Below are 15703 nucleotides of genomic sequence, written 5' to 3'. Positions count from 1 at the left end.
GAAAGCGCCCAGCCGGGTCGCGCGACAAAATGCAGTGTGCCGGGTCGGCATGCGGCGGTCGGCGCGCCGCTGCGAACTCCGGCCTTTCCACACTCTCCCCAGCCGATCCCCATGCGCCGCTCACCCTCGTCCGAACCTTCTCCGATCTCCACCCAGCCGCGCAACGACTGGCAGACGATTCTTTCGCTGCTGCCGTACCTCGCCACGTATAAATGGCGAGTCGCCTTCGCGCTGAGCTGCCTGATCGGCGCGAAGGTCGCCAATCTGGGGGTGCCGATCGTCATGAAGCGGATCGTCGACAGCCTCGCCTCGGTGCAGCATCTCACCGCGCTCGGCCGCGCCAACGATTCGCCGGCCATCGTTCTGCTGGGCGGCGTCGGCCTGCTGGTGGTCGCGTATGCGGTGGTGCGGTTGTCCACGTCGCTGTTCACCGAACTGCGCGAGATTCTGTTCTCGAAGGTGACCGAGAGCGCGGTGCGCCAACTAGCGCTGAAAGTGTTCCGCCATCTGCATGCGCTGTCGCTGCGCTTTCATCTCGAACGACAGACGGGCGGCATGTCGCGTGATATCGAACGCGGCACGCGCGGCATCACGCAACTGATCTCGTATTCGCTGTACAGCATTCTGCCGACGCTCGTCGAAGTCGGCCTCGTGCTCGGCTTTTTCGTCGTCAAATACGAGGCGTATTACGCGGTGGTCACGTTCATCGCGCTCGCGGTGTACATCGTCTTCACGGTGAAAGTGACGGAGTGGCGCACGCATTTTCGCCGCACCATGAATGATCTCGATTCGAAGGCGAATTCACGCGCGATCGATTCGCTGCTGAACTACGAGACGGTCAAGTATTTCGGCAACGAAGAGTGGGAAGCGAGCCGTTACGACGAAAACCTGAAGCGCTATCGCACGGCGGCGATCAAGTCGCAGCGCTCGCTGTCGGCGCTGAATTTCGGGCAGCAGGCGATCATCGGTACGGGGCTGGTGTTCATTCTGTGGCGCGCCACGCAAGGCGTGATGGCCGGGCGTCTCACGCTGGGCGATCTGGTGTTGATCAACACATTCATGCTGCAGCTTTATATTCCGCTGAATTTTCTCGGCGTGGTGTACCGCGAGTTGAAGCAGAGTCTCACCGATATGGACCGCATGTTCACGCTGCTCGGCGCGGCGCAGGAAGTGCCGGACGTGGACGGTGCGCCCGCGCTCCGCGTGAACGGTGCGCAGGTGCGCTTCGAACATGTGAATTTCGCGTACGAGCCGGCGCGCCAGATTCTGCACGACGTGAGCTTCACGATTCCGGCGGGGACCACGACGGCGGTGGTCGGCCATAGCGGCTCGGGGAAGTCGACCCTCGCGCGGCTCATGTTCCGCTTCTACGATCTGGACCGCGCGACGGGCGGCGCGATCACCATCGACGGTCAGGATATTCGTGACGTCACGCAGGATTCGCTGCGCGCGTCGATCGGCATCGTGCCGCAGGATACGGTGCTGTTCAACGACTCGATCTATTACAACATCGCTTACGGCCGGCCGTCGGCGACGCGCGAGGAAGTGATCGCGGCGGCGCGCGCGGCGCATATCCACGAGTTCATCGAGGGGCTGCCGAAGGGCTATGAGACGCCGGTCGGCGAGCGCGGTCTGAAGTTGTCGGGCGGTGAAAAGCAGCGCGTGGCGATTGCGCGGACCATCCTCAAGAATCCGCCGATCCTGCTGTTCGACGAAGCGACCTCGGCGCTCGATTCACGTTCCGAGCGCGCCATTCAGCACGAGCTCGATCTGATCGCCCGCGAGCGCACCACGCTGATCATCGCGCACCGGCTTTCGACCGTCGTGCATGCACAGCAGATCATCGTGATGGACAAAGGGCGTATCGTCGAGCGCGGCACGCATGCGGAGTTGTTGCGCGCAAACGGCCTGTTCGCGCAGATGTGGGCTTTGCAGCAGCAGCGCGCAAGTGAGGCGCCGGAACAGGTGGAAACGGTCGATGCGGGAGGGCGTGGGCGATAGGCTTGGGTGACGCGTTTTGCGTGGCCGCCTGGCAATTGGCGCGGAGTTAAGGTCGAGAGTTGAGACCCGAACGCCGAACGCCGAACGCCGAACGCCGAACGCCAAACGCCAAACGCCAAACGCCTAGCGCCCCCCATCCAGCGCGCGCAAACGCTGATCCAGCTCGCCTAACTGCGCGGGCGTGCCGACGTTCTCCCACAGACCCTCGTACAGCTCACCGCTCGCCAGACCGCGTGCAATGGTGTCGCGATAATACGGCGTGAGCGCGCGCCGCGTGCCGTGCGGCAGATCGCGGAACATGCGGGTGTCATATAGCCCGATGTTGCCGAACGTGAAGCGCGGCTCGCCCTCGAGCGAGAGCGCGCCGTCGGCCAGGCCGAAGTCGCCGACCGGATGAAACGCTGGATTCGGCACCATCACGAGATGCATGCCCGGCTCGGGCAAGGCCGCGAGTTTTTCCGCGCGAGCATTCAGCGTGGCGTAGTCGAAGTCGGCGTACACGTCGCCGCTGACCGCGACGAACACTTCGCTCGCGCCGTTATCTTCGAGCAACGGCAACGCCTGCACGATGCCGCCCGCGGTTTCCAGCGCCTCGCGTTCGGCCGAGTAGCGCAACGCCACCTGCCAGCGCGAGCCGTCGCCGAGCGTGGCCTCGATCTGCTCGCCGAGCCACGCGTGATTGATCACGATGGTGCGAAAGCCAGCCTGCGCGAGCCGTTCGATCTGCCATACGATCAGCGGCTTGCCGCCCACTTCGAGCAAAGGCTTGGGACGCGTGTCGGTCAACGGACGCATGCGCTCGCCGCGGCCGGCGGCGAAAATCATCGCTTTCTTCAGGGACATCGTCATCGGTCAGAAGGTGTAGCCGACTTCATTCGCGCGGCCTTCGAGATCGTCGAGCAGCTTCGCGAACGGACGCAGTGGTGCATAACGATCGGCCACCTTGCGCGCATAGCCGATGAAACGCGGCAGGTCTTTCATGTAATGCGGTTTGCCGTCGCGGTAGTTGATCCGGCAGAAGAGGCCCAGCACCTTGATGTGCCGTTGCAAACCCATCCACTCCACCTGGCGGTAGAACTCGCCGAAATCGGCATCCACCGGCAGGCCGGCTTTTTTCGCCCGCTCCCAGTAGTACACGAAGCAATCCAGCTCGAACTCCTCGTCCCAGCTCAGGAACGCGTCGCGCAACAGCGAGGCGACGTCGTAGGTGATCGGGCCGTACACCGCGTCCTGGAAGTCCAGCACGCCGGGGTTGACCGCGGGGTGTCCAGGCTCCGGCACGGTTGCGATCATCAGATTGCGCGGCATGAAGTCGCGCAGCATGAACACCTGCGGCTGCGCGCGGGCGCTCGCGATCAGCAGCGCGAAGGTGCGATCCAGCACGCCGCGGGTCTTTTCGTCGGCCTCACGGCCCAGATGCCGGCCGAGAAACCATTCCGGCATCAACTCCATCTCGCGGCGCAGGAACGCTTCGTTGAAGGGCGGCAGCACGTCTTCGCGCGACGCGAGCTGCCAGCGGATCAACGCGTCGAGCGCGTCACGCATCAGCGTGCGGGCGCGGCGCGAGTCGCCAGCGCTTTGCGCTTCGGTCAGCGCGCCGAGGTACGACGCGGTGCCCAGATCCGTGACCAGCATGAGGCCGGCCTCGAAACCGACCTCCAGCACGCGCGGCACGTACACGCCGGCGGCCTCGAGCAACTGCGCGACCTGCACAAATTCGCGGCACTTTTCGGGCGGCGGGGCGTCGACGGCGATCAGGGTGGCGCGGCTTTCGCCTTCCGCCGCCTTACCGGCGAGCCGGAAATAACGCCGGAAACTGGCGTCTGACGAAGCCGGAACGAGGGTGTCGAGCTCGAGCGCATAGCGCGCCGCATGGCCTTTCAGCCAGGCTTTGAGCAGTTCGAGACGGGGATCGGTGGAGTCTTGGAGTGGGGGCAGCGTCATGAAAACCGGCGGCAAATTCAGAGGGGCAACGTCTTGCCATATAATACCCCACGACTTTTTTGACGCGGCTCACGCCGGCTTTCGCGACTTCCGCTTTACCGCCCGCCTCATCGTTCGACAGATTGTAAATATTGATGTGCAGCCGACTGTCACGGTCGGGGTGTGCAGGCGGTAGACCGTGACTGCAGAAGCTGACGGACGAGCCGATTCGCCAAACGATACATGCCGCCTAGACAGCTTTCCCAAACGATTCCCTCTTGTGCCCCAGCGCCGCGCAAAAGGCGGCTCGTCGCGGCGTTGATCGCCGTTCCGGGCCTGATGCCCGCGCTTGCGCACGCCCAGCTGGTGGGGGAAGCTGCGCAGCCGCAACCCATCGACGCGCCCTGGGGCATGCAGCTCGCCCCGCAGCTCGAAGAGCGTCCGTTGCAGCCGGGCCAGAAGCCGGCCACGTTCGTGCTCGGCGATACGACGAGCGGCACGACCGACCAGGACATGGCCGCCAAGGGTTCGGCCGAGGTGCGCCGCAATACGGTCGTGATCAAGGCCGACGCGCTGCACTATGACCAGGACACGGACATGGCCGACGCGTACGGCTCGGTCCACGTGGTCAACAACGGTAATTCCTTCGTCGGGCCGGAAGCGCATATGCGCGTGGATTCGAGCGAAGGCTTCATGACCGCGCCGAAGTACCACTTCAACGTGACGGGCGGCTCGGGCAGCGCGGAGCGCGTCGACCTGCTCGACAACGAGCGCTCGGTTTTCACGAAAGGCACCTACACGGCCTGCGCATGCGCGGACGATCCGGCCTGGTACATCAAGGGCAGCGAGTTCGATTTCGACACCGGCGCGGACGAAGGCGTCGCCCATAACGGCGTGCTGTTCTTCCAGGGCTTTCCGGTGTTCGCCTCGCCGTGGCTGTCGTTCCCGCTTTCGGGTGAACGGCGCAGCGGGATTTTGCCGCCCACGTTCTCGGTGAGTTCGTCGAACGGCTTCGAACTGTCGGTGCCGTATTACTTCAACATCGCGCCGAATCGCGATCTGACGCTCACGCCGCGTCTGATCTCCAAGCGCGGCGTGCAGTTGCAGTCCACGTTCCGTTATCTGTCGCCCACGTATTCCGGCTCGATCACCGGCGAATTCCTGCCTGACGATCACCTGACCAAGACCAACCGCTACGCGCTGTACATCCAGCACAACCAGAACTTCGGCAACGGGTTCGGCGGCTACATCTACTACAACAAGGTTTCGGACAACACCTATCCGGAAGACCTGTCGTCGTCGGTCAATCAGTTCATGAACGGCACCCAGCTCCTGTATCAACAGGAAGCCGGGTTGACCTACAACAACGGCCCGTGGTCGGTGCTCGCGCGCGAACAGCACTGGCAGACGCTCACGCCGTCCGTGGCGCCGTACGGCCGCGAGCCGCAGTTGAACGTGAAGTACGCGAAGTACAACGTCGGCGGCTTCGACTACGGCGCGGAAGCCGACTACACGAATTTCCGCATCACCACCGCGGACATGACCGAAGGTCAGCGGGTGATGTTCAACCCGTACCTGTCGTATTCGGTGGTCGGGCCGGGTTACTTCGTCACGCCGAAGGTGCAATGGCACTTTGCGTCGTACAACCTGAACCACCTGAGCGCCGCCGACGTCGCGGCCGGCACGCCGAAAAACTTTACCGAATCGATCCCGACTCTCTCCTTCGATACGGGACTGATCTTCGACCGCTCGGTGCGGCTCTTCGGTCAGGATTACATCCAGACGCTCGAACCGCGCCTGTACTACGTGTACACGCCGTATCGCAACCAGCAGTCGGCGCCGCTGTTCGACACGGCCGAGTCCGACTTCGGGCTCGCGGAAATCTTCACGCCGAACACCTTCGTCGGCAACGACCGGATCGCCGACGCGAACCGCCTGACGGCCGCCCTCACCACGCGTTTCATCGACGCGGCCACGGGCGACGAACGGGCGCGTTTCGTGATCGCGCAGCAGTATTACTTCCAGGATCAGCGGGTCACGCTGCAGTCGACCCAGACCAGCGCGCAGGCCACGCATTCGGACCTGATCGCGGGTGCGTCCTTCAAGCTCGGCGCGGGTTTCGCTTCGGAAACGGCGTTCCAATATAATGCCGACAACAACCAGTTGGTGAAAACGAGCGTCGGCTTCGGGTTCAGTCCGGCGACCGGCAAGGTGATCAACGTCGCGTATCGCTACACCCGCGCGAACACCACGCTGGACAACACGCCGATCAATCAGGTGCTGATTTCGGGGCAATGGCCGCTCGCCCACCGGGTGTACGGGGTGGGCCGTTTCAATTACGACCTCGGCGGACATCGGATCGTCGACGGTCTGGTCGGCCTGCAGTACGACGCCGACTGCTGGACGCTCGGCGCGGGGATTCAACGCTACGCGAACGGCCTGAACACCTCGGGGCAGAATCAGTCGAGCACGCGGTTTCTCGCGCAGTTGACGTTCAAGGGCTTGTCGAGCGTCGACAACGGGCTGATGACCGCATTCCGCAGCAGCGTGGCGGGCTATACGCCGTTGCCGCCGCCGCCGGCGCCGGAATCGCGTTTCACCAACTACGAATGACGCTCACCCGATCATTCATAAAATGCGAAAAGACGGGCCAGGCGCGCCCGACATCATTGGAGTATCTGTGGCAATCATGAAAAAGCTTCGCTTGGCAACGCTTGCGGCCGGTCTTGCCGCCGCGGCGTCTTTCCTGTCGGTTGCGCCGGTGCAGGCGCAGGCGCTCTCCGGCAGTGGCGGCCAGACGGTCGACACCATTGCCGCAGTGGTCAACAACGGTGTCATCACGCGGCGCGAACTCGACGAACGCATGGGCCTGATCACCCGCCGCCTGAATCAGCAGAACGCGCCGGTCCCGCCGATGGACCAGCTGCGCCAGCAGGTGCTCAACCAGATGGTGCTGGAGCGCATCCAGTTGCAGAAGGCGAAAGAAGACGGCATCAATATCGACGACGCCACCGTGCAAAGAACGCTCGAACGGCTTGCCGCGGCGAACAACCTGACGCTCGACGTGTACCGCTCGCGGATCGAGGCGCAAGGCGTGCCCTGGAGCACCTTCACCGGCGACGCGCGGACGGAGCTCACGCTCTCGCGCCTGCGCGAGAAGGAAGTGGACAGCAAGGTCACGGTCTCGGACGCCGAGGTCGCGAACTACATCGCCAGCCAGCGCGGCCCGAACGCCGGCCAGACGAGCGACCTGCATCTGCAGCACATTTTCATCAAGGCGCCGCTGAACGCGTCGGAGACCGATATCGAGGCGGCGCAGAAAAAGGCGCAGGCCCTGCTTGCCGAAGCCAAGGGCGGGGCCAACTTCGAAAAGCTGGCGAAGTCGAATTCGCAGGCACCGGATGCATCGAAAGGCGGCGATACGGGTTTCCTTTCGCCGGCCAAGTTGCCGCCTGAATTCGTCACGGCTGCCGCGACATTGCGCCCCGGCCAGATCAATCCGGATCTGATCCGCACCAACGACGGTTTCGAAATCGTGCGTCTGGTCGATCGCCGCGCCGGGCAGGGCACCAGTTCGGATGCGCCGAAGCTCGTGCAAACGCACGTGCGCCACATTCTGCTGCGCGTCGGCGACGGCATGTCGGAGCCGCAAGCGCGTCAGAAGCTGCTCGAAATCAAGAACCAGATCGCCGCGGGCGGCGACTTCGCCAAGTTCGCGCACACCTACTCGCAAGACGGTTCGTCGTCGCAAGGCGGTGACCTCGGCTGGATCAGCCCGGGCGAGACGGTGCCGGAATTCGAGCGCGCAATGAACAGCCTGCAGGACGGCCAAATCAGCGACCCCGTTCGCAGCGAATACGGCTACCATCTGATTCAGGTGCTGGGCCGCCGCGAATCCGAAGGCTCGGTCTCGCAGCAGATGGATCTGGCACGCCAGGCCATCGGTCAGCGCAAAGCGGAACAGGCCTACGCCGACTGGTTGCGCGCACTGCGCGACACTGCCTATGTGGAAGTGAAGCCCACGCTGTCGAGCACGCAATAACCGTTATGACAACCGCCGCCCAGTCCGCCCGCCCACCGCTGCAGATCGCGATCACGACCGGCGAGCCCGCTGGCGTCGGCCCCGAGCTGACGGCGCAGGCGCTCGCCGGCGCGGCGGCGCACTGGCCGCACGCGCAGTTCACCGTGCTCGGCGACGCGGACCTGCTCGCCGAACGCGCGCGCGCCGTGGGCGTCGATTGGAGCGCTTTGGTGGCGGATGGCAAGCGCGTGCGTCTGCAACACCGGCCGCTTGCGGCACCTGCTGTCGCGGGCAAGCTGGACGCGGCCAACGGCCGCTACGTGCTCGATCTGCTCGACAGCGCAATAGACGGAGCGCTGGCCGGCACGTTCGACGCGATCGTTACCGCGCCGCTGCAAAAGAGCACCATCAACGACGCCGGCGTGCCGTTCACCGGCCACACGGAGTATCTGGCCGAGCGCACGCACACGCCGCGTGTGGTGATGATGCTGGCCGGCACCGGCAAGCGCCCGTTGCGCGTCGCGCTGGCCACCACGCATCTGCCGCTCAAGGATGTCTCCGCGGCGTTGTCGATCGAAGGCGTTCTGGAGACGCTGCGCATCATCGATCACGATTTGCGGCATCACTTCGGTTTGCCGGCGCCGCGCATTCTCGTGACCGGGCTGAATCCGCACGCGGGCGAAAACGGCTATCTTGGCCGCGAGGAAATCGAGGTCATTTCACCGGCGCTGAAGCTCGCGAACGAGCAGGGCATCGACGCGCGCGGTCCCTACCCGGCTGACACGCTGTTCCAGCCGCGTTACCTTGAGCAGGCCGACTGCGTGCTGGCCATGTTCCACGACCAGGGCCTGCCGGTGTTGAAGTACGCCACGTTCGGCGAAGGCATCAATATCACGCTCGGTTTGCCGATCATCCGCACCTCGGTCGATCACGGCACCGCGCTCGATCTGGCCGGCACGGGGCGTGCCGACGCGGGCAGCCTGATTGCCGCGATCGAGACAGCGGTGTCGATGGCGCAGCACCGCCGCGCGGGCTGATCCGGCGCCACCGCACGGGCTTCTTGCGCGCGCCTGGCGCGTTTTTTACCATGTACGCTGCCGCCAGCCGCGGGCGCGGCATGGCGGGCGCCCGCGAGAAAGCGCGTCGGGCAGCAGGTTCCTTTTCTTAAGCAGTTCTCTTTCTTAGCGTTTCTTCGATGTCCACCAGCAGACAGCAACAGGGCCGGCACCAAGGTCATATCGCGCGCAAGCGTTTCGGTCAGAATTTTCTGGTCGACATGGGCGTGATCGACTCGATCGTCGACGTCATCCGGCCGCAGCGCGGCGAGCGCATGGTCGAGATCGGACCGGGCCTCGGTGCGCTCACCGAACCGCTGATCGAGCGTCTGGCGACGTCGGAAGCGCCCTTGCACGCGGTCGAACTGGACCGCGATCTGATCGGCCGCCTGAAGACGAAATTCGGCGACCTGCTCGAACTGCATGCGGGCGACGCGCTCGCGTTCGACTTCGGCTCGCTGGCCGCGCCGGGCGACAAGGCGTCGCTGCGCATTGTCGGCAATCTGCCGTACAACATTTCGAGCCCGCTGCTGTTTCATCTGACTTCGTTCGCGCATCGCGTGATCGATCAGCATTTCATGTTGCAGAACGAAGTGGTCGAGCGGATGGTGGCGGAGCCAGGCACCAAGGCGTTCAGCCGTCTCTCGGTGATGCTGCAATACCGTTACGTGATCGACAAGCAACTCGACGTGCCGCCCGACGCATTCAACCCGCCGCCCAAAGTCGATTCGGCGATCGTGCGCATGATCCCGTACGAACTGCATGAACTGCCGCCCGTCGACGAGCGTGTGCTCGGCGAAGTGGTGACGGCCGCGTTTTCGCAGCGCCGCAAGATGCTGCGCAACACGCTCGCTGCGTATCGCGATTCGGTGGATTTCGAAGCGCTCGGCTTCGACCTGCAGCGCCGCGCCGAAGACGTGCCGGTGGCCGAATATGTGCGCGTCGCGCAGATCGTGGCGGGTAAGGCCTGAGCGCCGAGCCCGAGGCTAAAGCCAGAGCCTGGCTTTGGTGAACTCGAACGCTAGGCCGTCACACGCTTTGCCGGTGCATTGACCAGCGCGATGCCGGTCAGCACCAGCACCGCGGCCATCAGAAAGCGCACGCTGAACGACTCGCCGAGCAGCAGCACGCCGAAGCTCACGCCGAACAGCGGCGTCAGAAACGAGAATACCGACAGGCGTGACGCGATATAGCGCGTCAGCAACCAGAACCACACCAGATAGCTGACGAACGCCACAATCACGGCCTGATACGCGAGGCTCACCACCGCCAGCGGCGTGACGGTTTCCACGCGCGCCTGGCCAAGCCCGAGGGCAAGCGCGAGCAGGACTACCGCCGACACCGTCAGTTGATAGAACAGCGTCTTGCTGGCGCTCGATTGAGCGAGGCGCGAGGCGCGCACCACCACGGTCGTCGCGGCCCACGCAATACCGGCCAGCACGCCGAGCGCGTCGCCGGCGACGCCCTTCAGCACCGAACCTTGCGCGGCGTGGCCATGCAGGAAGCCGTCCGCGAAAGCGAGCGCCATGCCCGTGAACGCGACGAAGATACCGAGCCACTGAATGCGCCGCATGCGCTCGCCGTCGACGAACCAGTGCAGGCCGAGCGCCGTGAAGCACGGCGCGGTGTAAAGAAAGACCGCCATGCGCGACGCACTGGTCAGCGTCAGGCCGAGAAAAATGCACACGAACTCACTGGCGAACAGCACGCCCGCGAGCACGCCGGCGCCCAGGGTGCCGTCGTCGCGAAAGAGCGGCGTGCCGCGTGAGCGCGCCCAGCCCCACACGAGCACGGCCGCGATCGCCGAGCGCACGCCGGCCTGAAAGACCGGCGGCAGCGCTATGTTGGTGCTCTTGATCGCGACTTGCTGAAGCCCCCAGATCGCGCACAGGCCGATCATCAAGAGGATGGCGAAGCTATCCGGGGCGCGACGTGCGGGCAGGGCGGAGGTGCTCATGGGCTGAGTGGAGGCGGGGACAGGTCGTACGATAGCAAACCCGTCCGCTCAGCCGCCCGATGACCCCACTGCCTACGCGTGCTTCTTACAGGCCGCAAGTTTTTTGCCGATTTCACGACGCCCGCGCAACACCCACGTCAGACTAATTTCGCACTATTGCCGTTTCGCGCTAAGGTTCAGCCACTACCGTTTCGTCAGGACATTCGCGCCGGCTGCATGCGGTGCGGTGCAAGGCTTCTCAGTACGAAGAATGCGAAGAACAGGCGGACAGCGTAACGGACTGATTCGTTGCTCCGCCGAAGCAGACTGACCCTCTCCGCGCAACGCGGGACCTGTACGAGGAAAAGCGATGAAGAACGTAGGCAGGTGGGCAGCGGGCGCAGTGCCCGCGGCGTTGGCGTCGTTGGCGTGCCAGATGGCGCACGCGCAATCCAGCGTGACGCTGTACGGCGTGGTCGATGAGAGCGTGCGCTATCTGACTCACGTCAACGCGGCCGGCGATTCGTCGATCGGACTCGGCAACGGTGGCATGACGCAAAGCCGTTGGGGCCTGAAAGGCGTCGAGGATTTGGGCGGCGGCTGGTCTACTTTCTTCAAGCTCGAAAACCGCATCTATATCAACAGCGGGCAAAGCGATCCCACGCTGCCGTTCTTCAACGAAGCGCAGGTCGGCGTGCGTTCGGACTCCTACGGCCAGATCATCCTCGGCCGTCAATACAACGTGGTGATCGAAGGCGTCACGGTGGCCGGCTACGGCAGCAACTCCTGGATCCCGTACGACTTCAGCTTTCAACCTGAAGTGACAATGACGGGCGGCATCTGGACCAGCAACCAGGTGCAATATCAGGCGAGATATAACGGCTTTACGTTCGCGGCCGGTTACGCATTCGGCGGCAACGCGGGCAATTCCTACGGCAGCCAGATCGGCGCGGCCGCGGCTTATAAACCGGAAGGGGGGCCGTTCAGCGTGGGCGGCGCGTACGAAGAGTCGAAGGACTCCGTCAACGGCGCGGCCGCGAAGACATGGACATTCGGCGGCGCGTACACTTGGAATCTCACGCGCTTTTCCGCCGGCTACATCGTCAACCAGAACGATGCGGGCTTTTCGAATTTCGCCAACGGGCCGTTCACCGCACCGGTGCTGGCAGCGCTCAAGTACACGGACTTTGCGCGGCGCCGCATGATCCTGGGTGGCATTACGCAGCAGGTCAGCAACAAGTGGCACTTCGCCGCGAATGTCTGGCGCACGTTGCAGGACGGCAAGACCGCCGCGCAGGACGGCTCAGCCTGGCAGTACCAACTGGTCGCCGACTACAACCTCTCCAGACGCACCGACATCTATCTGGAAGGCGACTATGCGATCTATCGGGGCGGTTTGATCGGAGCGCAACTGCAAGGCGTCAACGGCGTCGGGCTCGCGCAGAAGGGCACGCAGATCGGCTTGATGGCAGGCGTGCGGCATCAGTTCTGAGCATCGGTTCACGAGCGGCGCGCTCTGCAGCGGTGCGTGATTCCGGGTACATTGACGGTCTCGCTATCATGCAACAGGGAGTGCACCATGCGCCTGCTTCACACCATGCTCCGGGTCGGCGACCTGGATCGTTCCATTGCCTTCTACACCGAACTGCTCGGCATGAAACTGCTGCGCCGCGACGATTATCCGGACGGCAAATTCACGCTGGCATTCGTCGGTTACGAAGACGAGCGCGACGGCACCGTGCTCGAACTCACGCACAACTGGGACACACCCTCTTACGATCTCGGTACCGGTTTCGGTCACCTCGCCGTCGAAGTGGACGACGCCTACGCCGCATGTGACAAGATCAAGGCACAAGGCGGCACGGTCGTGCGCGAAGCGGGCCCGATGAAACACGGCACGACCGTGATCGCTTTCGTTACCGACCCGGACGGCTACAAGATCGAGTTCATCCAGAAGAAGAAATAATAGAGCAGGCCGTGGGGCGAGGTTAGACGATGAATAACAGCAATCCCTACTTCAACGAACTCGACGAGATCCACGTCGAAATCGAGGCCCTGTTCGACGGTTCCGCGGATGAAGGCGCGCTGCAAAGAATCATGGCGCGCTTCGCTCCGCAGTTCACGCTGGTCATGACTTCGGGTGCCGCACTCGATCACGCCGGTTTGCGCGAGACATTTTCGAAGCTGCGCGGCGCGCGCCCAGGCGCGCACATCACCATTCGCGACAAGGAGATCGTCGCCGAATACCCGTCAGGGGCGGTGGTGAAATATCGCGAGTATCAGCGCGACAACACCGGCAACGCGAACGTGCGGCGCTCCACGGCGGTGATGGATCTCGACGCGCACGGCAAGGTGACGTGGCGTCATTTGCAGGAAACTTTCTGCTCGGAGTGAGCGGAAGAATGTGACAAGCCGGCGCTTCAGTTTGAAACTGAAGCGCCGGTTTCAATGCGCAAGGAAGGGGCTAAAGCGTCGGCAGCAATTCCGGCGGATGCGACTTCAACGTCTGCCGCGCCTCGCGGAATTCCGGAAAAATCGATTCGACTGTTTGCCAGAAACGCGGGCTGTGATTCATTTCACGCAGATGCGCGAGTTCGTGAGCGACGACGTAATCGATGATGGAAAGCGGAAAGTGAATCAGCCGCCAGTTCAGGCGAATCTTGCCGTCACTCGAACAACTGCCCCAACGCGTGGCTGCTGAAGAAAGCGCATACGCGCGATAGTTCACGCCCAGCTTCTCCGCGTAGATCGCGAGGCGCTCGCCGAACAGGCGCTTCGCTTCGCCTTGCAGCCACCCTTGCACGCGGTCCTTGATCTGCTGCGGGTCCGCTTGCAACGGCAGCGGCACTTGCAGCGCCGCGTCGTTCGCGCTGAACGCGAGCGTGCCTTGCGGCGAGCCGAGCTTCACGCGAACGGGCTGTCCCAGATAAGGCACCTCGGCGCCATCTTTCCAGTCGACCTTCGGCAACGCGCGTTGCTCGACACGCGTTTGCCATTCGATCAGCTTCGTGAAAATCCAGCGCTGTTTTTCGGTGATCGCGGTTTCGATATCGGCGAGCGTAACCCAACGCGGTGCCGTGATCGTGAGACCCGTGCTGTCGATCGCAAAGCCGATCGAGCGTCGCGCCGAACGCTTGAGCACGTAATGCAGCGTGCGTGAGCCGATCGCGAGGCTGCGCAGCTTGCTGCCATCCGGCGCGAACAACACGGCCGGTTGCTGGCTCCCCGGCGAGCCCTGCAAAGAGCCAGGCGACGGTGCGGAAGGTGAAGGGGACGACGACGTCGACCCCGGCTCGGCAAAGAGCGGGAGATCGAGCTGCCGGTTATCGAGCGCCGCAGCGTGCTGCGGCGTAGGAGACTTCTGCATCGGATTCGGCTTCGCGCTAATACGCCTTCTAGGGCGTCGCGCGTCAGATTGGTGCGGCGGCGGAACTGCTTTCCGCCGCGCGGTACGCGGTAGGATCGATGCGACGCATTTCGGCTTCGATCCACCGTTCGACGCGCGTGTTCACTTCATCGGGCGTGAGCCCCGTCGTGTCGATCGGCTTGCCGATCGACACTGTGACTATACCCGCATATTTGAGAAACGAGTTGCGCGGCCACACGCGTCCTGCGTTGTGCGCGATCGGTACGACCGGCGCGCCGGTTGCCGTCGCGAAGCGCGCGCCACCGGTTTTGTACTTGCCTTGCTTGCCGGTCGGCGTGCGCGTGCCTTCCGGAAACATGATGACCCAAGCGCCTTCCGCCATGCGTGCCTTGCCCTGTTTGATGACCGATTCGAACGCGTACTTGCCTTCCTTGCGATCGATGTGAACCATCTTCAGCATGCCGAGCGCCCAGCCGAAGAACGGCACATACAGCAGCTCGCGCTTGAACACATAGCACAGCGGCCGGGGCATGAGCGCCGGAAACGCCAGCGTTTCCCATGCCGACTGATGCTTGGACAGCAGCACGGCGGGACCGTTGGGCAGGTTCTCCATGCCCTCGATCCGGTAGCGGATGCCGTTGAGCCAACGCACCGTATGCAGCGTCGCGCGGCACCAGCCGGCCGCCATCCAGTAGCGCTTGTCGGCGCGCATGAACGGAAACGCGATGAAGCATGCCGTCGCGTACGGCACCGTGAAGAGAACGAAGTAGATCAGCAGAAGCAAAGAACGGATGAAGCGCATCGGCGTGGTCAGTGAGGGATGGGGACGCGCGTGGCGCGCGTCACTCTTGAGCGTCGGCGAGGAAGTCGAGCGCGAAGGCACGCAGATCGTCGTGCACGATCGTGCCTTCAGGCAAGTTGCCGGCCGCGAGCGTTTTGCGACCCTTGCCGGTCAGCACCAGATGAGTCGGATGGCCGAGCGAAGCGCCCGCTTGCAGATCGCGTTTGGAGTCGCCGACCACCGGCGTATGTTCCGGATCGACTTCGAAACGTTCGGCGATCATCTTCAGCATGCCGGGCTTCGGCTTGCGGCACTCGCAGTGGTCTTCCGCCGTGTGCGGGCAGAAGAACACCGCGTCGATGCGCCCGCCGACCGCGGCCGCCATGCGGTGCATCTTCAGATGCATCGCATTGAGCGCGTTCATGTCGAACAGGCCGCGGCCGATGCCCGACTGGTTGGTCGCGATCGCCACGCGATAGCCCGCCTGATTCAGACGCGCGATGGCTTCCAGCGAACCGGGCAGGGCAACCCATTCGTCCGGCGACTTGATGAACGCGTCGGAGTCGACGTTGATCACGCCGTCGCGGTCGAGGATCACCACTTTTTTGGTCGGCATGGC

At 63.8% G+C, this 15703-nt stretch carries 14 protein-coding genes; 8 read left to right on the top strand and 6 right to left on the bottom strand.

Annotated features, from left to right (window positions below; translation table 11 throughout):
- The first annotated feature begins 111 nt into the window (after nt 1-111).
- Nucleotides 112-2001 carry an ABCB family ABC transporter ATP-binding protein/permease gene (locus tag BLW71_RS13345; protein WP_091796727.1) on the top strand — a complete coding sequence of 630 codons (1890 nt, stop codon included), beginning with the start codon at nt 112-114 and terminating at the stop codon, nt 1999-2001.
- A gap of 123 nt (nt 2002-2124) precedes the next feature.
- On the opposite strand, the gene murU is transcribed toward BLW71_RS13345, so the two are convergent.
- Both murU and BLW71_RS13335 read right to left on the bottom strand, forming a co-directional pair.
- A complete protein-coding gene (gene murU / locus BLW71_RS13340) occupies nt 2125-2850 on the bottom strand; it encodes an N-acetylmuramate alpha-1-phosphate uridylyltransferase MurU (protein ID WP_091796726.1) in 726 nt (241 codons plus the stop codon).
- A gap of 3 nt (nt 2851-2853) precedes the next feature.
- Nucleotides 2854-3945: an aminoglycoside phosphotransferase family protein gene (locus tag BLW71_RS13335; protein ID WP_091796725.1), complete on the bottom strand. Its 1092-nt coding sequence runs from the start codon at nt 3943-3945 to the stop codon at nt 2854-2856.
- 222 nt (nt 3946-4167) lie between these two features.
- Here BLW71_RS13335 and BLW71_RS13330 point away from each other — a divergent pair, with 222 nt between their 5' ends.
- The 4 genes from BLW71_RS13330 to rsmA all read left to right on the top strand — a co-directional run bounded on the left by BLW71_RS13330 (nt 4168) and on the right by rsmA (nt 9971).
- Entirely contained in the window at nt 4168-6537 is a 2370-nt protein-coding gene (locus BLW71_RS13330) for an LPS-assembly protein LptD (RefSeq protein WP_091796724.1), read from the top strand.
- A gap of 67 nt (nt 6538-6604) precedes the next feature.
- Nucleotides 6605-7966, top strand: coding sequence for a peptidylprolyl isomerase (locus tag BLW71_RS13325; RefSeq protein ID WP_091796723.1), 1362 nt, complete (start codon nt 6605-6607; stop codon nt 7964-7966).
- Between the two features lie 5 nt (nt 7967-7971).
- Nucleotides 7972-8982, top strand: a complete 1011-nt coding sequence (gene pdxA / locus BLW71_RS13320; RefSeq protein WP_091796722.1) for a 4-hydroxythreonine-4-phosphate dehydrogenase PdxA — start codon at nt 7972-7974, stop codon at nt 8980-8982.
- A 158-nt stretch (nt 8983-9140) separates the two neighbouring features.
- Nucleotides 9141-9971: a 16S rRNA (adenine(1518)-N(6)/adenine(1519)-N(6))-dimethyltransferase RsmA gene (gene rsmA, locus BLW71_RS13315; protein ID WP_091796721.1), complete on the top strand. Its 831-nt coding sequence runs from the start codon at nt 9141-9143 to the stop codon at nt 9969-9971.
- Between the two features lie 50 nt (nt 9972-10021).
- Here the strand turns inward: rsmA and BLW71_RS13310 are convergent, their stop codons facing one another.
- A complete protein-coding gene (locus tag BLW71_RS13310; protein ID WP_091796720.1) occupies nt 10022-10957 on the bottom strand; it encodes a DMT family transporter in 936 nt (311 codons plus the stop codon).
- Between the two features lie 349 nt (nt 10958-11306).
- Here BLW71_RS13310 and BLW71_RS13305 point away from each other — a divergent pair, with 349 nt between their 5' ends.
- The 3 genes from BLW71_RS13305 to BLW71_RS13295 all read left to right on the top strand — a co-directional run bounded on the left by BLW71_RS13305 (nt 11307) and on the right by BLW71_RS13295 (nt 13330).
- Entirely contained in the window at nt 11307-12428 is a 1122-nt protein-coding gene (locus BLW71_RS13305) for a porin (protein WP_091796719.1), read from the top strand.
- Between the two features lie 87 nt (nt 12429-12515).
- Nucleotides 12516-12902 carry a lactoylglutathione lyase gene (gloA, locus tag BLW71_RS13300; protein WP_091796718.1) on the top strand — a complete coding sequence of 129 codons (387 nt, stop codon included), beginning with the start codon at nt 12516-12518 and terminating at the stop codon, nt 12900-12902.
- A 29-nt stretch (nt 12903-12931) separates the two neighbouring features.
- The gene (locus BLW71_RS13295; RefSeq protein WP_091796717.1) at nt 12932-13330 is read left to right on the top strand and encodes a hypothetical protein; all 399 of its coding nucleotides are present in this window, start codon (nt 12932-12934) and stop codon (nt 13328-13330) included.
- 70 nt (nt 13331-13400) lie between these two features.
- On the opposite strand, the gene BLW71_RS13290 is transcribed toward BLW71_RS13295, so the two are convergent.
- Genes BLW71_RS13290 through gmhB form a run of 3 tightly spaced genes read right to left on the bottom strand, consistent with a single transcriptional unit; the run spans nt 13401 to nt 15700 of the window.
- Entirely contained in the window at nt 13401-14303 is a 903-nt protein-coding gene (locus BLW71_RS13290; protein WP_091796716.1) for a M48 family metallopeptidase, read from the bottom strand.
- Between the two features lie 43 nt (nt 14304-14346).
- Nucleotides 14347-15105, bottom strand: a complete 759-nt coding sequence (locus BLW71_RS13285; protein WP_091796715.1) for a lysophospholipid acyltransferase family protein — start codon at nt 15103-15105, stop codon at nt 14347-14349.
- A gap of 40 nt (nt 15106-15145) precedes the next feature.
- A complete protein-coding gene (gene gmhB, locus BLW71_RS13280) occupies nt 15146-15700 on the bottom strand; it encodes a D-glycero-beta-D-manno-heptose 1,7-bisphosphate 7-phosphatase (protein WP_091796714.1) in 555 nt (184 codons plus the stop codon).
- Nucleotides 15701-15703: the final 3 nt, after the last annotated feature.

It is taken from the genome of Burkholderia sp. WP9, assembly GCF_900104795.1.
Taxonomy (GTDB): domain Bacteria; phylum Pseudomonadota; class Gammaproteobacteria; order Burkholderiales; family Burkholderiaceae; genus Paraburkholderia.
The sequence above is the reverse complement of the archived record's forward strand: the minus strand, read 5'-3'. Positions and strand labels throughout refer to the sequence as shown.